Source organism: Streptomyces sp. NPDC005784, assembly GCF_042871525.1.
In the GTDB taxonomy this organism is placed as follows: domain Bacteria; phylum Actinomycetota; class Actinomycetes; order Streptomycetales; family Streptomycetaceae; genus Streptomyces.
Genome location: NZ_JBIAIQ010000005.1, coordinates 92,154 through 108,359 on the forward strand (window position 1 = coordinate 92,154; position 16,206 = coordinate 108,359).

The 16,206-nt window shown below is 71.3% G+C and carries 15 protein-coding genes and 1 tRNA gene; 10 read left to right on the top strand and 6 right to left on the bottom strand.

The annotated features are described in order from the left end of the window. Nucleotides 1–417 precede the first annotated feature (417 nt). Nucleotides 418–505, bottom strand: a tRNA-Leu gene (locus ACFYR3_RS10780). A 185-nt stretch (nucleotides 506–690) separates the two neighbouring features. Between ACFYR3_RS10780 and ACFYR3_RS10785 the strand changes: the two genes are divergently transcribed. The 3 genes from ACFYR3_RS10785 to ACFYR3_RS10795 all read left to right on the top strand — a co-directional run bounded on the left by ACFYR3_RS10785 (nucleotide 691) and on the right by ACFYR3_RS10795 (nucleotide 3,668). Beyond that, a complete protein-coding gene (locus ACFYR3_RS10785) occupies nucleotides 691–2,016 on the top strand; it encodes a M20/M25/M40 family metallo-hydrolase (RefSeq protein ID WP_355839903.1) in 1,326 nt (441 codons plus the stop codon). Between the two features lie 190 nt (nucleotides 2,017–2,206). Beyond that, nucleotides 2,207–2,440 carry a chaplin ChpH gene (gene chpH, locus ACFYR3_RS10790; RefSeq protein WP_355839901.1) on the top strand — a complete coding sequence of 78 codons (234 nt, stop codon included), beginning with the start codon at nucleotides 2,207–2,209 and terminating at the stop codon, nucleotides 2,438–2,440. 226 nt (nucleotides 2,441–2,666) lie between these two features. Further along, nucleotides 2,667–3,668 carry a chaplin family protein gene (locus ACFYR3_RS10795; protein ID WP_389282477.1) on the top strand — a complete coding sequence of 334 codons (1,002 nt, stop codon included), beginning with the start codon at nucleotides 2,667–2,669 and terminating at the stop codon, nucleotides 3,666–3,668. A gap of 182 nt (nucleotides 3,669–3,850) precedes the next feature. On the opposite strand, the gene ACFYR3_RS10800 is transcribed toward ACFYR3_RS10795, so the two are convergent. Beyond that, nucleotides 3,851–4,039 carry a DUF5703 family protein gene (locus ACFYR3_RS10800; protein ID WP_326788735.1) on the bottom strand — a complete coding sequence of 63 codons (189 nt, stop codon included), beginning with the start codon at nucleotides 4,037–4,039 and terminating at the stop codon, nucleotides 3,851–3,853. A 47-nt stretch (nucleotides 4,040–4,086) separates the two neighbouring features. Between ACFYR3_RS10800 and ACFYR3_RS10805 the strand changes: the two genes are divergently transcribed. Then, on the top strand, nucleotides 4,087–4,794 hold the full coding sequence (locus tag ACFYR3_RS10805; RefSeq protein WP_355839899.1) for a hypothetical protein: 708 nt from the start codon (nucleotides 4,087–4,089) through the stop codon (nucleotides 4,792–4,794). Nucleotides 4,795–5,205: 411 nt separating this feature from the next. Here ACFYR3_RS10805 and ACFYR3_RS10810 read toward each other — a convergent pair whose 3' ends face one another. After that, the gene (locus ACFYR3_RS10810) at nucleotides 5,206–7,479 is read right to left on the bottom strand and encodes a helix-hairpin-helix domain-containing protein (RefSeq protein ID WP_355839897.1); all 2,274 of its coding nucleotides are present in this window, start codon (nucleotides 7,477–7,479) and stop codon (nucleotides 5,206–5,208) included. Beyond that, nucleotides 7,476–8,459, bottom strand: a complete 984-nt coding sequence (locus ACFYR3_RS10815) for an aldo/keto reductase (RefSeq protein ID WP_355839895.1) — start codon at nucleotides 8,457–8,459, stop codon at nucleotides 7,476–7,478. The genes ACFYR3_RS10810 and ACFYR3_RS10815 overlap by 4 nt, the downstream gene beginning before the upstream one ends. Nucleotides 8,460–8,769: 310 nt before the next feature. Between ACFYR3_RS10815 and ACFYR3_RS10820 the strand changes: the two genes are divergently transcribed. Both ACFYR3_RS10820 and ACFYR3_RS10825 read left to right on the top strand, forming a co-directional pair. Further along, nucleotides 8,770–9,825, top strand: coding sequence for an LLM class F420-dependent oxidoreductase (locus ACFYR3_RS10820; RefSeq protein ID WP_355839893.1), 1,056 nt, complete (start codon nucleotides 8,770–8,772; stop codon nucleotides 9,823–9,825). A 227-nt stretch (nucleotides 9,826–10,052) separates the two neighbouring features. Next, the gene (locus ACFYR3_RS10825) at nucleotides 10,053–10,841 is read left to right on the top strand and encodes a ferritin-like domain-containing protein (RefSeq protein ID WP_355840008.1); all 789 of its coding nucleotides are present in this window, start codon (nucleotides 10,053–10,055) and stop codon (nucleotides 10,839–10,841) included. Nucleotides 10,842–10,854: 13 nt separating this feature from the next. Here ACFYR3_RS10825 and corA read toward each other — a convergent pair whose 3' ends face one another. Next, the gene (corA, locus tag ACFYR3_RS10830; RefSeq protein WP_355839891.1) at nucleotides 10,855–11,853 is read right to left on the bottom strand and encodes a magnesium/cobalt transporter CorA; all 999 of its coding nucleotides are present in this window, start codon (nucleotides 11,851–11,853) and stop codon (nucleotides 10,855–10,857) included. Nucleotides 11,854–11,951: 98 nt separating this feature from the next. On the opposite strand from corA, the gene ACFYR3_RS10835 reads away from it, so the two are divergent. The 4 genes from ACFYR3_RS10835 to mshC all read left to right on the top strand — a co-directional run bounded on the left by ACFYR3_RS10835 (nucleotide 11,952) and on the right by mshC (nucleotide 15,474). Beyond that, on the top strand, nucleotides 11,952–12,638 hold the full coding sequence (locus ACFYR3_RS10835) for a histidine phosphatase family protein (protein WP_355839889.1): 687 nt from the start codon (nucleotides 11,952–11,954) through the stop codon (nucleotides 12,636–12,638). A gap of 117 nt (nucleotides 12,639–12,755) precedes the next feature. Beyond that, nucleotides 12,756–13,346, top strand: coding sequence for a DUF3090 domain-containing protein (locus ACFYR3_RS10840; protein ID WP_355839887.1), 591 nt, complete (start codon nucleotides 12,756–12,758; stop codon nucleotides 13,344–13,346). Next, entirely contained in the window at nucleotides 13,310–14,137 is an 828-nt protein-coding gene (locus tag ACFYR3_RS10845) for an SCO1664 family protein (RefSeq protein ID WP_355839885.1), read from the top strand. The genes ACFYR3_RS10840 and ACFYR3_RS10845 overlap by 37 nt, the downstream gene beginning before the upstream one ends. A 107-nt stretch (nucleotides 14,138–14,244) precedes the next feature. Next, nucleotides 14,245–15,474: a cysteine--1-D-myo-inosityl 2-amino-2-deoxy-alpha-D-glucopyranoside ligase gene (gene mshC, locus ACFYR3_RS10850; RefSeq protein ID WP_355839883.1), complete on the top strand. Its 1,230-nt coding sequence runs from the start codon at nucleotides 14,245–14,247 to the stop codon at nucleotides 15,472–15,474. A 99-nt stretch (nucleotides 15,475–15,573) separates the two neighbouring features. Here the strand turns inward: mshC and ACFYR3_RS10855 are convergent, their stop codons facing one another. Then, nucleotides 15,574–16,116, bottom strand: coding sequence for a hypothetical protein (locus ACFYR3_RS10855; RefSeq protein WP_389282481.1), 543 nt, complete (start codon nucleotides 16,114–16,116; stop codon nucleotides 15,574–15,576). Nucleotides 16,117–16,206: the final 90 nt, after the last annotated feature.

Sequence of the window (16,206 nt, forward strand, 5' to 3'; positions counted from 1 at the left end):
GGAACGCCCCGGAACGACCGCTGCTGCGGCTCGACGGGTGTGCGGGTGCGTCGATCATGTGCGTGTTTCCTCCTCGTCCTCGTGAGGTGACGCGCTGCGAATCGCCCACAGTGTTGAACTGGTCCTGTCAAGTGTCAATACTTTCGACTTCTGAGCCGAAACATTCGCCAGTGCTGGCAATGACGGACGGCAGCATTCGGCCTGTTCAGATGGGCTGAGTGGCCTGCGTCCAGATCGGTGATCTCAGGGAGGGTCTCTGGCGAGATCTTTAAGGGTGTCGACTTCTCGAAATGTTTCGAAAGTTTCCCCGATCGCGCGATCGTTCTGCCCGGCCGCCCGGAAGGGCCGGAGGTGCGGCGCGGTGGGCGGAGAAGAACCCGGATACGCAAAAGACCCCACGCGAAGTGGGGTCTCAGCTGGTGTCCGAGGGGGGACTTGAACCCCCACGCCCGATAAAGGGCACTAGCACCTCAAGCTAGCGCGTCTGCCATTCCGCCACCCGGACAAGGTGTCTGTCGCGCGGGTTTCCCTCGCGGCGACAGAGGAAACATTACCAGGCTTTCGAGGGCCCTCGATCACCCCCCGTCGCCGCGTGAACGGCGTGTGACGGGCCGGGACCGGCCTTGGGGAGGAAGGAGATCGGAGAGAGGATGAGGGAGACCACCAGCGGCGACAGCGGGAGGAAGCAGCGTGAGCGAGAGCGGCACGACCAGGAACGTCACGGGCGAGGACGAGGTCGTGGACCTCTGTCGTGAGCTGATCCGGATCGACACCAGCAATTACGGGGACCACTCGGGCCCGGGTGAGCGCAAGGCCGCGGAGTACGTCGCCGAGAAGCTCGCCGAGGTCGGACTGGAGCCGCGCGTCTTCGAGTCGCACAAGGGGCGCGCCTCCACGGTGGCCCGCATCGAGGGCGAGGACCCCTCACGGCCCGCGCTGCTCATCCACGGCCACACCGATGTCGTACCGGCCAACGCGGTGGACTGGACCCACCACCCCTTCTCCGGCGAGATCGCCGACGGAATGGTGTGGGGCCGCGGCGCGGTCGACATGAAGGACATGGACGCCATGACGCTGGCGGTCGTACGGGAGCGGATGCGCACCGGCCGCAAGCCTCCGCGTGACATCGTCCTCGCCTTCCTCGCCGACGAGGAGGCGGGCGGAACGTTCGGCGCCCGGCATCTGGTCGACAAGCACCCGGACCTCTTCGAGGGCGTCACGGAGGCGATCGGCGAGGTCGGCGGGTTCTCCTTCACGGTCAACGAGAAGCTGCGGCTGTACCTCGTCGAGACCGCGCAGAAGGGCATGCACTGGATGAAGCTGACCGTGGACGGCACCGCCGGACACGGGTCGATGATCCACAAGGACAACGCGATCACCGAGCTGTCCGAGGCCGTCGGCCGGCTCGGCCGGCACAAGTTCCCGGTGCGCGTGACGAAGACCCTGCGGCACTTCCTCGACGAACTCGGCGACGCCCTCGGCACCGAGCTCGACCCGGAGAACATGGACGAGACGCTCGCCAGGCTCGGCGGCATCGCCAAGCTCATCGGCGCCTCACTGCAGAACACCGCCAACCCGACCCAGCTGGGCGCCGGTTACAAGGTCAATGTGATTCCGGGGCAGGCCACCGCGCATGTCGACGGCCGCTATCTGCCGGGCTACGAGGAGGAGTTCCTCGCCGACCTCGACCGGATTCTCGGCCCCCGGGTGAAGCGCGAGGACGTGCACGCGGACAAGGCGCTGGAGACCGGCTTCGACGGGGCCCTCGTCGACGCCATGCAGACCGCGCTCTCGGCCGAGGACCCGATCGCGCGCGCCGTGCCCTACATGCTCTCGGCCGGCACCGACGCCAAGTCCTTCGCGGACCTCGGCATCCGCTGCTTCGGTTTCGCCCCGCTCAAGCTGCCGCCGGAGCTGGACTTCGCGGGCATGTTCCACGGTGTCGACGAGCGGGTGCCGGTGGACGCCCTCCAGTTCGGCGTGCGCGTACTGGACCGCTTCATCGACGCGTCGTGACGCGCCGCCGACGGGTTGTCCTGACGCTTCGCGGACGGGTTGTGGGGAGTTGACGCCGATATTCGCCCTTGCGTGCGGCGATCACCCGGGACGGTGAATGCGACCATAAGCCCATAGCCCTACTACTCCCTCCTCGTTACAGGTGTTGCGATCCGCTGCTTGGGATCGCATTTGCCTACAAGGAGGAATAATGATCAAGAAGATCGTCGCCGCCGCCGCTGTTACTGGTGGTCTGGTTCTCGCGGGTGCGGGCATGGCCGTCGCCGACTCGGGTGCCCAGGGTGCCGCTGTGCAGTCCCCGGGTGTCGTCTCCGGCAACGTCATTCAGGTGCCTGTTCACGTCCCGGTGAACGTTTGCGGCAACACGGTCTCCGTGATCGGCCTGCTGAACCCCGCCTTCGGCAACACCTGCGTCAACCACTGACGTTGTGCCTCATCCCATGAGATCCCATGAGGGGGCACCCCGTGGGTCATCTCATGAGGGTCACTTCGTGAAGGTCTGAGCTCGTCGGCCCCGGAGTGCGCGCCATGCGCTCCGGGGCCGACCGGCTTCCCGCGCACACGTCCCGTGGGCGTGCGCGTGTTCCGGATGGTCCACGTCCCAAGGACTGATGGTCCACGTCCCAAGGACTGAAGGCAGGGATTCAGCTATGCGACAGGTCACCCGCAAGGGCCTGATGACCGTGGCGGCGGCCAGTGGTGTGCTCGCGGTCACCGGCGTCTCCGCACACGCCGACTCGGGTGCGTTCGGCTCCGCGTCGGACTCGCCCGGAGTGCTGTCGGGCAACACGGTGCAGGCGCCGGTGCACGCGCCGGTCAACGTCTGCGGAAACACGGTGAATGTGGTCGGGTTGCTCAACCCGGCGATGGGCAACACGTGCGTCAACCACGGCGGCCGAGGCGGTACGGCCGGCGGTCACGGCGACTACGGCGACCACGCCGGCCGGGGGACCCACTCGGACGGCGGCTCATGGGCCGGTGCCCACGCCGGTCACTCGCCGGGGGTGGGCTCCGGCAACCACGTACAGGCGCCGGTCGACGCCCCGGTCAATGTCTGCGGCAACAGTGTGAACGTCGTGGGGATCGGCAACGCGGCGGCGGGCGACAGCTGCGCCAACGGTGGGTCCGGCGGTGGCCACCACACCCCCCGGCCCGGCGGCCACCAGACACCCCCACCCGGAAACCCGGGTCACCCCGGCCACCCGGTTCACCCCGGCCACCCGGTTCACCCCGGACACCCGGTTCACCCCGGACACCCGGGGCAGCCGGGCCACCCCGACGAACCTTGTCGGCCGGGTCACTCCGAGCACCCGGGTCATCCCCGGCACCCGGGCCACCCTGGAATGCCTGGTGAGCCGGGTCACCCCGGAACCCCCGGTCAGCCGGGTCACCCCGGAACCCCCGGTCAGCCGGGCAACCCTGGAACGCCGGGTCACGCCGGTCAGCCGGGTACGACGCCCGTGGGCGGCGGCCGGCACCGTGGCAGCGCCTCGCAGGTCGGTCAGCCGGGCTCGCGGGCCGTCGTGCGGGCCGGCGCGGCCCAGCTCGCCCATACGGGAAGCGAGCTGCCGCTCGGCGCGGTCGTACCGGCGGGAGCCGCCGCGCTTCTGGCCGGCGCCGTGCTCTACCGCCGGGCGCGTTCGGCGGCGTAACGCAGTGATGGTGCGGTGATCACACCGGGGAGCGAAGGCGCAGGCGTGACCCGGTACGGCGCGGCGCAGGTGTGATCACTGCGCGGCACCGTTGTGACCGAGGCGCCTCGGGCTTCCTGCGCGACGTGAGCGACGGTGCGGGCCCGTGATGGCGGGGCCCGCGCCGGTTCAGCGGCCTTCCGTCACCACGTGGCGCGTACCTGGCGGATGATCCGCCGGCGCAACCGCACTCTGCGGCTGCCGTCGCGGAGCAGGCTCAGGCGGTCCAACTCCCAGTGTCCGTACTCTGCATGGTCCGTCAGCAGACGTGTCGTGTCCTTGCGGGAGACCCCGCGAGGTACGTACACGTCGACAAATTCGTATTCCGGCATCGCATCTATTGTGCGGGCAGAGGCCCTGTACGGATAGCGTCTGCACTATGTCTGATGCTGTGCAGCCCACCGCTGCCGAGGTACGCGCCGCCGCCGAGGCGGTCAAGACCGCTCTCGACCGCCACCTGGCCGCGGTCGAGCGCAGGACGGGCGATGACGACCCGGCCGTCTACGAGGCTTTCAACGAGCTCGCCGCGGCGGCCGAGGAGTACGACGAGCTCCTCTACGACCGCTATGACGAGGTCACGCCCTTCGAGATCCCCGGCAGTGACGACACGCTGCCTCCGTACACAGGACCCGAGGAGCCGAACGCGCTGAGTGTGGTGATCCGCCGGGACTACGCGGTGGTGGAGCCGCAGCGACTGCTGGCGCAGGCCCAGCGGGTGGAGGCGGTGGAGGAGGACGGCGCCACCGCCACCGAGGGCTTCGACGCGGCGGCCGGCACCGTTCACGGTGCGCTCGGGGTCCTGTTCGGAGAGTTCGAGCCGGACGAGATCGCCACCCGGCACAAGGAATTCGGGCTGGAGGAGGGCGACTCCACGCTCTGGGTGACCGCCGCGGACGAACCCGCGGAGCCCGGTGAGTGGCTGGAGGCACCCTTCGAGTCGATCGACCCGCAGCGTGTCGTCTGCCGCTTCGACGTCAGCGCGGTGTTCGACGACGAGTCGGACGACGACGATCTGGACGACGACCTCGGTTCTGACGGGGAGACCGACCCCGTGGACCCCCTGGACCCGCTGGACGCGGATCGCTGAGGCCGGGCCGGGCCCGGCGCCCGGCACCGAGGACGAGCACGGTGGCGGTCACCGGACCACGGTGGCCGCCACCTGCGTGTTCCCGCACAGCGGCAGCCGCACGGGCCTGTACGGCGCGATCCAGCAGCCGCGCGATCCAGTAGCCGCATGGGCCGGTAGCCACACGACCCGCAGCCGCACGGGCCTGTGCGGCGCGATCCAGCAGCCGCGCGATCCAGTAGCCGCATGGGCCGTTGGCCGTACGACCCGCAGCCGCACGGCCTGTGTGGCGCGATCCAGCAGCCGCACGGGCCAGCAGTCGCATGGGCCGGTAGCCACACGACCCGCAGCCGCACGGGCCTGTGTGGCGCGATCCAGTAGCCGCACGGGCCGGTAACCGCACGACCCGCAGCCGCACGGGCCAGGCGCTGGTCAGCCCGTGGCCGGTGCCTGCGCCTTCAGCAGAGCCTGAAGCCGCGTGGTGCGCGGCTTCTGCGGGACCTCCGCCACCGCGTGCGGCAGCGCCTGCTCCACCCCGTGCACGACGGAGAGGTGACGCTCGGCCCGCCCGAAGGCCGTGTAGACCCACGGCCGGGTCAGGGCCGCCGCGGCGTCGCCGGGGAGCACCACGACCGCGGCGGGCCAGCGCAGGCCCACCGCCTGGTGCGCGGTGAGCGCCCAGCCGTGCCGCACGGACTGTTCCACCCGCTCCTTCGGTACGACGACGGGGACGCCCGAGCACTCCAGATGCAGCCCCTCGGCGTCGGCCTTCACCACGTGGCCCGGGAGCGTACGACCCGGTGCGGGGGAGTAGACGATCCGGTCGCCCGGGTCGAAGCCGCCGAAACGGCCCGGACCGGGGTTCAGCCGCTCCTTGAGCGCGCTGTTCAGCGCGCGGGTGCCGACCGCGCCGCCGTGCCCCGGGGTGATCACCTGCGTCTGCTCGGCCGGGATGCCGATCGCGCGCGGCACCGAGTCGGCCACCAGCTGAACCGTCCGGTGCACCGCCTCTCCCGCGTCGCGCACCGGGACGATCACGACCTCCTTGCCGGGCGCCTCGACCTGGTTGAGCTCGCCGATGCCGACCCCGGAGACCAGCTCGCCGATGGGCCCCGGGTCGGGTGTCCGCGAGGCCACCTGCGGGCAGGCGCGGGCGGCGAGCAGGTCCGCGAAGACCCGGCCGGGGCCCGCCGACCAGAGCACCGCCGGATCACCGCTCAGCACGAGGCGCGCCCCGTCCGGCAGCGACTCCGCGATCATCGCCGCCGTCTCGACGTCGAGCTGCGGCGCGTCGAGGACGACCAGGACGTCCAGGTCCAGGGCGCCTTCCGGGTCCCGGCCCGGCCCCTCGGTGCCGGAGAGCAGCCCGGCGACGGTGGCGACACCGGTCGCCGCGCCGTCCGTGGGGCTGTCCGCGGAGCCGTCGGCCGACTCGTGCCGGGCCAGTCGGGCAGCGAAGCCGTCGCGGCCACCCGCGGTGTGCGTGGCGGCCCAGCCGCGCAGGCCGAGCGCGCGTGCCGCGTGCAGCAGCGCAGCCGCCTCGGACCGGGAGGCGTCGCCGCCGGTGTGGAGCACCAGGCCGTGAGCGGCGACCGCGCGGATCAGCTCCCCGGCGGAGCGGGGGGCCGCGGCCGCGGCCCGCTCCCAGTCGGCGGCCGAACCGTCCTCCTTCGGTACCGAGTTCATCACCCGGGCGAGTCCGTCGGCGAGGCTCTCCTCGGCCAGCGCGTACCGCTCCAGGCCGATCAGGATCCGCACCGGGAGTTCCTGCGGCTCCTCCGCGTCGTCCTCGGGCGCCGGGGCCGCGGGAGCCGTGTCCAGCGCGTCCTGGAAGACCAGGGCCTCGCCCTCCGCGAGAGCGCTCTGCACGGCCGCGTCCGGGTCAGGCACCGAGCGCTGGGAGAGGGCGGCGGTGAGCGCCGGGGCGTCCAGCGCGGTGTGCCCGGCGACGGCCGCCTGCTCCAGCAGCCACACGGTCAGCGCCATGCCACGACGCTCGTCGTCCGGGCCGCACTCCGCGCCGAGCAGCACCCGGGCGAACCCGTCGGCCTGCTCGGGCCGCACTCCGGGGACCCGCAGCAACTGCCAGGGGTCCTCGCGCAGTTGCCCTTCGGCGCCCTCGCCCAGGACCGCGACGACCTGTGCCGCGAGCGCTTCGGGGGCGCCGCCCTCGGCCAGCACGGCACGGACGGCCCCGACGGCCTCCGGCGCGGCGGTCGGCGCCGGTGCGGCCGGCGCGGTCACGGGCTGCGGTCGCCGCACGGGCTCCGGCGCGGCCCTGCGCGGTGCGGGATCCGGCTCGCGGAAGGCGGTGGCCACGGGCTTCTCGCCGCTCTCCACGGCCCGTACCGCCGCGAGCAGGTCCGCGGCCGTGCCGCTGAGCTTCCTCCCGGCCTCGATCGGCGCCTGCTTCTCGGCCTTCCGCCGCTCGATCCGCTCCCGCTCGACGCGCTGGGCCGCCAACTCGGCAGCAGCCTCGGACAACTGGGCGGCGCTTTCGGCGGTTTCGGTCCCCGCGGCGGCGTCCGTGCCGTCGGCGCCCTCCGCGCCCGAGTCCGTGCCCTCGCCCCCGGAGACGTCACCGTCCCCGGAGGGGGCGTCCGCGTGGTCCACGTCCTCGCCCGTGGTCTGCGGGGCGTCGGCGGCCGTGTCCGCGCCCGGCGTCCCCGGCTCCGCGTCCTCCGTGGTCTCGGGCTCCGTGCTCACAGCGTGCTCCAGTCGTGATCGGGATAGTGGTGCACCGGGGCCGACACGTCGTCGAGCGCCCGGCAGATCTCGTCAGGAAGACTAAGGGTCTCCACTGACAACGCGGCCGTGAGCTGCTGCGCGTTGCGCGCGCCGACGATGGGGGCGACGACCCCCGGCCGGTCGCGGACCCAGGCCAGCGCCACCTGGAGCGCGGTCACGGCGAGACCGTCCGCGGCGGTCGTCACCGCCTCCACGATGCTGCTCGCCGTGTCGTCGAGATACGGCGCGACGAAGGGCGCGAGGTGCTCCGAGCCGCCCCGGGAGTCGGTCGGCGTTCCGTTCCGGTACTTGCCGGTGAGCACGCCGCGCCCGAGCGGCGAGGAGGGCAGCAGGCCGATCCCCAGGTCGAGGGCGGCCGGCAGCACCTCCCGCTCGACCCCGCGCTGCAGCAGGGAGTACTCCATCTGCGTACTGGCCAGCCGGGTGCGTATACCGGGCGCCGCGAGCTGCCAGGTGGCGGCCTTGGCGAGCTGCCAGCCGCAGAAGTTGGACACGCCCGCATAGCGCGCGCGGCCGCTGCTGACGGCCAGGTCGAGGGCCTGGAGCGTTTCTTCGAGAGGCGTGCAGGGGTCGTAGGCGTGCACGTGCCACAGGTCCACGTAGTCCGTGCCCAGGCGGGCGAGCGAGGCGTCCAGGGCCGACAGCAGATGGCTGCGCGAGCCGTCGAAGCGGCGGTCCGGGTCGCGCACGCTCCCCGCCTTCGTCGAGATCACCAGGTCCCGGCGCGGAACGAGCCCTTCCATGAGCTGTCCGAGCAGGTACTCGGCCTCCCCGTCGCCGTACACGTCCGCGGTGTCGACGAGGGTCCCGCCCGCTTCCCAGAACGTCTTCAAGAGGTCGGCGGCGTCATGCTCGTCGGTGTCCCGCCCCCACGTGAGGGTGCCGAGTCCGATCCGGGAAACACGCAGGCCGGTACGGCCGAGATGCCTCTGCTCCATGGACGCCGAGATTACTGTCCGGCACCCGCCCTGTGGGGGCCTGTGGACAACGGAAAACTCACTGATTGCCGCACGTGGCGACGGGCGGCGCGGGCCGGCGTCGGGCACCCGCGTGCGCGGGCGCACGCGACGGGCGGCGCCGGTCGGACCCAAGGCGCCGCGGCGGCCGGGCGCAGTGGGCCGCGACGGCAGGCGCGGCAGCGCCCCGCGTCCGTGCCGAGAAGGCGAACGTGCCGCTCCCCGCCCGGGGCGCCCGCACGCTAGGGTCTCGGACACAAGGGACGTTACTGATCGGTAAGGGGAATCGGCCATGCAGCTCGGCATCAATCTCGGCTACTGGGGCGCCGGAATGGACGCGGACAATCTCGCCGTCGCCCAGGAGGCCGACCGGCTCGGATACGCCGTCTGCTGGGCCGCCGAGGCCTACGGCTCCGACGCGGCCACCGTGCTCAGCTGGGTCGCCGCCCAGACGGAGCGCATCGACGTCGGTTCGGCCATCTTCCAGATCCCGGCCCGCCAGCCCGCGATGACCGCGATGACCGCCGCGACACTGGACTCGCTGTCGGGGGGCCGCTTCCGCCTCGGACTCGGCGTCTCCGGGCCGCAGGTCTCCGAGGGCTGGTACGGCGTCAAGTTCGACAAGCCGCTGGCCCGCACCCGCGAGTACGTGGAGATCGTGCGCAAGGCCATGACGCGCGAGCGGCTCTCGTTCGAGGGCGAGCACTGGACCCTGCCGCTGCCGGGCGGTCCGGGCAAGCCGCTCAAGCTGACCGTGCACCCGGAGCGCGAGCACATCCCGCTGTACATCGCCGCGATCGGTCCCAAGAACCTGGAGCAGACCGGCGAGATCGCGGACGGCGCGCTGCTCATCTTCCCCTCGGCCGAGCACCTCGAGGACACCGCGATCAAATACCTGCGCGCGGGCCGTGAGAAGGCCGGGAAGACGATGGAGGGCTTCGACGTCTGCCCGACCCTTCCGCTCGCCCTCGGCGCCGACAAGGACGTCCCCGCGCTCGCCGACATGTTCCGCCCGTACACCGCGCTGTACGTCGGCGGCATGGGCAGCCCGAAGCAGAACTTCTACAACCAGCTCGCCCAGCGCATGGGCTACGAGAAGGAAGCCGCCGAGATCCAGGAGAAGTACCTGTCCGGCGACAAGCAGGGCGCGGCCGCCGCCATCCCGCACCAGCTGATCGACCAGACGACCCTGCTCGGTTCGGTGGACCGCATCGCCGACCGAATGAAGGCGTACGCCGCCGCCGGGGTCACCACGCTCTCGCTGGCCCCCGCGGGCTTCACGCTGGAGGACCGGATCACCTCGCTGCGGGCCGGCTCGGACGCCCTGGAGCGCGCCGGACTCGCGTAGCCGCGCCGGAATCGGCGCCGGGAAAGTTCTGCGGCCGTGGTGGGGGCTCGGGGGTCTTCCCCGCCACGGCCGTCACGGGGAACAACGCGCCGACGGCCCCTTGGTTACGCGCCCGGACCCGCCTCGTCGTCCATCGTTCGGCGGATTTGTCCGACACATCGGTTGCCGCGGCGCGAACATCCCATTTGACTCGTTTTCTGCACAACTCTGCAGAGAGGGTGTCAATGATGCTGTCCGCCAAGAGTCTGTTCCAGGAGATCCTCGACAACGACGAGTCCTACCGGCTCTTCTGCTCCATCGCCGCCAGCGGGGAGTCGCAGGGCGGCTGGGAGAACGCCCGGATCGCCGCACTGGTCCCGGCGGGCGAACGCGAACTCGCTCCCAAGATCGCCCGGCACGGCGCCGACGAGGACAAGCACGGACGGATCTTCAACGCCCTGATGAAGAAGCGCGGCCTCGAACCGGCCGAGGTCCCGCCCGACACCGACTACACGATGCTCCTGGAGCGGCACGGCATCGGTCTGGCGCACGACAAGCTCAAGGGCGACCAGCCGCTCACCGTGCAGGACATCGTCACCTATCTGGCCCACAGCCGGGTCACCGAACAGCGTGCCTCCGAGCAGATGGACCTGCTGCGCAGGGACTTCGCCGACCACCCCGACATCGGTCGAGCGGTGAAGATGATCTCGGCCGACGAGGACAACCACCTCGCCTACTGCCACGAGGAACTGCTGCGCTTCGCGTACGCCGGCCACGGCCGCGCCATCCAGCGGACCCTGCGCGACTGCGCGCTCGCCGAGATCCGCGTCTACCGCGACGTCAGCCTCGCCGTGATGGCCCACATGGGGCGCCTCCTCGGCTGGTCCAGGACCAGGGCGGTCGTCCTCGCAACAGGCATCCACGCCGTGTACGCCTACGAGCGCGCCGCGGGCTGGCGCCGGATGGTGTCCCTGAAGATGCCCGAGCGGCGCGGCGCGCTGAACGGCCCCACCACGACGGCACCGGAATTCGCCTGAACCGCCCGCGGACCTACAGCCAGCCCCGCCGCTTGAAGGTCCGGAACAGCAGGATCTCCAGGACGATCATGCACACGATCACCGCGGGATACGACCACAGCCAGTGCAGCTCGGGCATGTGGTCGAAGTTCATTCCGTAGATCCCAGCGATCATCGTGGGGACCGCGGCCATGGCCGCCCACGCGGAGATCTTCCGCATGTCGTCGTTCTGCCGCACGCTCATCTGCGCGAGATGCGCCGAGAGGATGTCCGACACCAGCCGGTCCAGCCCCTCCACGGACTCGTTGACCCGCAGCAGATGGTCGTTCACGTCACGGAAGAACGGCTGCGCCTTGCCTTCCACGAAAGGCACGTCCGCCCCCTTGAGACCCGAGCCCGAGAGCCGGGCCAGCGGCGCCGCCAGCGGCACCGTCGCCCTGCGGAACTCCTGCACCTGCCGCTTGAACGCGTAGATCCGCGAAGCGGTGTTCCGCGAGCCGCCGAGCTGCGGCGAGAATACCTCCGCCTCCAGCTCCTCCAGGTCGGTGCCGAGCTCGATCGCCACCTCCAGGTAGTGGTCCACCGCGGCGTCCGCGATCGAGTACAGCACCGCCGTCGGCCCGTGCCGCAGCATCTCGGGATCCGACTCCAGACGCCGCCGGACCGCCGCGAGGGGCGACTCCTCGCCGTGCCGCACGGTCACCACGAACGAGTCGCCGACGAAGACCATGACCTCGCCGGAGGTGACGGTGTCGCTCTCCGGCTCGTACGACACCGGTTTGAGGACCACGAAGAGTGAGTCCTCGTACACCTCCAGCTTGGGGCGCTGATGGGCTTTGAGGGCGTCCTCGACCGCCAGCGGATGAAGCCCGAACTCCTCCGTGACCAGTTCGAACTCCTTCTCCGTGGGCTCGTGCAGGCCGATCCACACGAAGGAGTCGCCCCCGGCACGGCACTGCGCGAGGGCGTCGGAGAGGTCGTCGGGGCCCTCCGTCCGCCGGCCGTCACGGTAGATGGCGCAGTCGACGATCACGGAGCGCATTCTCCCGTCGTTGTGGCCCCGTCGCACACCGGGGGCCGCTTTCCACAGGGCCCGCCGGCTTGGCGGGCCGTCCGTTTACGCTGGGCCGCATGCCCACCCTGATCCTCGTCCGGCACGGACGCTCCACCGCCAACACCGCGGGACTGCTCGCCGGCTGGACCCCCGGCGTCGCCCTCGACGAGCGCGGCAACCAGCAGGCCTCGGCGCTGCCCGGCCGGCTCGCCGGGCTGCCGATCGCCGAGATCGTCACGAGCCCGCTCCAGCGCTGCCAGGAGACCGTCCGGCCGCTGCTGGAGGCCCGCCCCGAGGTCTCCGCGCACACCGAGGAGCGTATCGGGGAGGCCCACTACGGCGACTGGTCGGGCCGCAAGCTCGCCGAGCTCAAGGACGAGCCGCTGATGGACGTCGTCCAGGCGCACCCGTCCGCGGCCGCGTTCCCGGGCGGCGAATCGATGCGGGCCATGCAGACCCGGGCCGCCGAGGCCGTACGCGAGTGGAACGCGCGCGTGGAGCGCGACCACGGCGCCGACGCGGTCTACCTCATGTGCTCGCACGGCGACATCATCAAGTCGCTCGTCGCCGACGCACTCGGACTTCATCTCGACCTCTTCCAACGGATCTCTGTCGAACCGTGTTCCATCACAGCGATCCGTTACACCCGGCTGAGGCCCTTTCTCGTGCGTCTCGGGGACACCGGTGATTTCGCGTCCCTGGCGCCGCACGAGGAACCCCCGAGCGGCGACGCTCCGGTCGGGGGCGGTGCGGGCGCACCGTGATCGTCGGCCGCAGTAGGGTGAAGCGGTCGAACCAGCACAGCAGTTGTCAACCCGTTCTCAGCCGATGCGGGCCGACGCGGTCAGCCGGCCCCCATGCCGATTCAATGGAGACAGGACGTGTCCCGTCAGGTGTTCCTCTACGACCCCCCGGACCGCTTCGTGGCCGGTACGGTCGGGTTGCCCGGACGCCGTACCTTCTTCCTGCAGGCATCCTCAGGCCCCCGGGTGACGAGTGTGGCCCTGGAGAAGACCCAGGTCGCCGCGCTCGCCGAGCGGATGGACGAGCTCCTCGACGAGGTCGTCCGGCGCACCGGGGGCAGCGCCCCCGTCCCGGCGATGGCCCCCACCGAGGTGTCCGACACCGCGCCCCTCGACACACCCGTGGAGGAGGAGTTCCGGGTCGGCACCATGGCGCTGGCCTGGGACGGTGACGAACAGCGCATGATCGTCGAGGCACAGGCACTCGTGGAAGTCGAGGCGGAGTCCGACGAGGACCTCGCCGAGGCCGAGGAGCGGCTGCTCCAGGACGAGGAGAACGGCCCGCCGATGCTCCGGGTCCGGCTCACCGGCGCGCAGGCCAGGGCCTTCGCCAAGCGCGCTCTCGACGTCGTCAACGCCGGCCGGCCACCCTGCCCGCTGTGCAGCCTCCCGCTCGACCCGGAAGGACACGTATGTCCGCGCCAGAACGGATACCGCCGCGGAGCGTGACGACCGCCGAGCTGCTCGCCCGGGGCGAGCTGAAGGTACGCGGACGGATCCGCGAGGCCTCGAACGCGGTGCTGTACTGCTCCGTGTCGTACGACGGCCGCGAGGCGTTCTGCGTCTACAAACCCGTCGCCGGGGAGCGGCCGCTGTGGGACTTCCCCGACGGCACGCTCGCCCAGCGCGAGGTCGCGGCGTACGAGGTCTCCGAGGCGACCGGCTGGGGGCTCGTCCCCACCACCGTGCTGCGCGACGGGCCGTACGGCGAGGGCATGTGCCAGCTGTGGATCGAGGCGTCCGCCGAGAACAACGGGGACGGGCTCCTCGCGCTCGTGGAGGGCGAGGAGCCGGCCGAGGGCTGGAAGGCGATCGGCTTCGCCGAGGTCGGCGAGGGCCGGACGGCCCTGCTCGTGCACGCCGACGACACCCGGCTGCGGCGGCTCGCCGTCCTCGACGCCGTCATCAACAACGCCGACCGCAAGGGCGGCCATCTGCTGCCCGCGCAGGAGGGCCGCCTCTACGCCATCGACCACGGGGTCACCTTCAACGCCGAGGACAAGCTGCGCACGCTGCTGTGGGGCTGGGCGGGGGAACCACTGACGGCCGAGGCGCTGGACGTCCTCGCCTCCCTGCGCGACGCCCTGGCGCCGGGCGCACCGCTGGCCACCCGCTTGGCCGAACTCGTCACCGCCGTCGAGATCGACGCCACACGCGCGCGGGTCGAAGCGATGCTCGGCTCCGGAAAACACCCGGAACCGAGCGGGGACTGGCCCGCGATTCCCTGGCCTCCGGTGTAGGGCGGCGGCGCGTCCGCACCGGGCGGGGAGCCGCGCAAGGGGAGCTTCCCGGCCATGAGGTGCTGCCCGGTTCGTATGCGGAAGTCCCGTCCGGTTAGTCTCATGACATGTATGCCTGGCCCGCTTCTGAGGTCCCCGCCCTGCCTGGTGAGGGCCGCGACCTCCGGATCCACGACACCGCGACCGGGGGGCTCGTCACCCTCGACCCCGGTCCCGTCGCCCGTATCTACGTCTGCGGCATCACGCCGTACGACGCCACCCACATGGGACACGCGGCGACCTACAACGCGTTCGACCTCGTGCAGCGCGTGTGGCTCGACACCAAGCGGCAGGTTCACTACGTCCAGAACGTGACGGACGTCGACGACCCGCTGCTGGAGCGGGCCGAGCGCGACGGCGTCGACTGGGTGGGACTCGCCGAGAAGGAGACCGCCCTCTTCCGCGAGGACATGACCGCTCTGCGGATGCTGCCGCCGCGCCACTACATAGGCGCCGTCGAGGCGATACCCGGCATCGTGCCGCTCGTCGAGCGGCTGCGGGACGCCGGAGCGGCGTACGAACTCGAAGGCGATGTCTACTTCTCCGTCGAGGCCGACCCTGACTTCGGCAAGGTGTCCAACCTGGACGCCGCCACGATGCGCCTGCTCTCCGCGGAGCGCGGCGGCGACCCGGACCGGGCCGGCAAGAAGAACCCCCTCGACCCCATGCTGTGGATGGCCGCCCGTGAGGGCGAGCCGAGCTGGGACGGCGGCTCACTGGGCCGCGGCCGCCCCGGCTGGCACATCGAGTGCGTCGCCATCGCCCTCGACCACCTGGGCATGGGCTTCGACGTCCAGGGCGGCGGTTCCGACCTCGCCTTCCCGCACCACGAGATGGGCGCCTCGCACGCCCAGGTGCTGACCGGCGAGTTCCCGATGGCCAAGGCGTACGTCCACGCCGGCATGGTCGCGCTGCACGGCGAGAAGATGTCGAAGTCCAAGGGCAACCTCGTCTTCGTGTCCCGGCTGCGGCGCGACGGGGTCGACCCGGCCGCCATCCGTCTCGCGCTGCTCGCGCACCACTACCGGTCCGACTGGGAGTGGACGGACACCGTCCTCGAAGGGGCCGTCGCGCGCCTGGAGAACTGGCGGGCCGCGGTGTCCCGGCCCGACGGGCCGTCCGCCGACGCGCTCGTCGAGGAGATCCGCGCCGCGCTCGCCGAGGACCTGGACGCACCGGTCGCGCTCGCCGCCGTCGACCGCTGGGCCGCGCTCCAGCACGAGACCGGCGGTACGGACGAGGGTGCCCCGGGCATCGTCTCGCGGGCCGTCGACGCGCTCCTCGGGGTCGCCCTGTAGTACCTCGTTCCGCCGCACTCCACGGGGAGCGGCGGGACATACGAGTGCCGGGCGGAGAATTTCCGCCCGGCACTCTCTACGTCGCTGGAACTCCCGTCCCTACTTGGTCACGATGACGGACTGGACGGCACCGGTGCCGGTGTCGTAGATCCCGTAGACCTGCTGCCCGTAGGCGAAGGCCTTCTGGACCACGTCGTGGGTCACCTGGTTGGGGTTGACCAGCCTGCGCCAGCCGTTGTCGATGAACAGGTAGAGGGCCTGCGGCTGGCCGGGGAGCGCGGTGACGACGTCCTGGAAGTGCTGGGCCATGCCGATGGCCAGGGCCCGGGTCTCGACGGCGCTCTGCAGGATCAGCGGCTCGCCCTGCTGGATCTGCTGGTGCTGCTGCTGACCGCCGAGCTGCTGGATCTGCTGCTGACCGCCGAGTTGCTGGAGCAGTTGCTGGAACGGCTGCTGCTGACCGAGCTGCTGGAGCTGCTGCTGCAGGTGCTGCGGAACCTGCTGACCGGTCTCGTGCCGGCCGAAGGGCTGCTGCATCTGCGGCCCGAACGGCTGCTGTTGGCCGATGCCCTGCTGCTGGTAGGGCGACGTGCTCGGGTACTGCTGCTGTCCCTGCTGGCTCATCTGCGGGATCGTGCTCATGCGCGGTGCCACCTTCCATCAATGGTTGGTTGCGTTCCGTTTCGGTCTGTTGCTGCCCGTTGTGATCTGTTGTGGTCCGTCGCGGTCGGG

Bases quoted from the DNA above. Each gene is read 5' to 3' on its own strand.
- ACFYR3_RS10845 (WP_355839885.1), top strand. From the start codon at position 13,310: ATGTCCGCGCCAGAACGGATACCGCCGCGGAGCGTGACGACCGCCGAG.
- chpH (WP_355839901.1), top strand. From the start codon at position 2,207: ATGATCAAGAAGATCGTCGCCGCCGCCGCTGTTACTGGTGGTCTGGTT.
- ACFYR3_RS10825 (WP_355840008.1), top strand. From the start codon at position 10,053: ATGCTGTCCGCCAAGAGTCTGTTCCAGGAGATCCTCGACAACGACGAG.
- ACFYR3_RS10855 (WP_389282481.1), bottom strand. From the start codon at position 16,116: ATGAGCACGATCCCGCAGATGAGCCAGCAGGGACAGCAGCAGTACCCG.
- ACFYR3_RS10835 (WP_355839889.1), top strand. From the start codon at position 11,952: ATGCCCACCCTGATCCTCGTCCGGCACGGACGCTCCACCGCCAACACC.
- ACFYR3_RS10820 (WP_355839893.1), top strand. From the start codon at position 8,770: ATGCAGCTCGGCATCAATCTCGGCTACTGGGGCGCCGGAATGGACGCG.
- ACFYR3_RS10800 (WP_326788735.1), bottom strand. From the start codon at position 4,039: ATGCCGGAATACGAATTTGTCGACGTGTACGTACCTCGCGGGGTCTCC.
- ACFYR3_RS10795 (WP_389282477.1), top strand. From the start codon at position 2,667: ATGCGACAGGTCACCCGCAAGGGCCTGATGACCGTGGCGGCGGCCAGT.
- mshC (WP_355839883.1), top strand. From the start codon at position 14,245: ATGTATGCCTGGCCCGCTTCTGAGGTCCCCGCCCTGCCTGGTGAGGGC.
- ACFYR3_RS10805 (WP_355839899.1), top strand. From the start codon at position 4,087: ATGTCTGATGCTGTGCAGCCCACCGCTGCCGAGGTACGCGCCGCCGCC.
- ACFYR3_RS10815 (WP_355839895.1), bottom strand. From the start codon at position 8,459: ATGGAGCAGAGGCATCTCGGCCGTACCGGCCTGCGTGTTTCCCGGATC.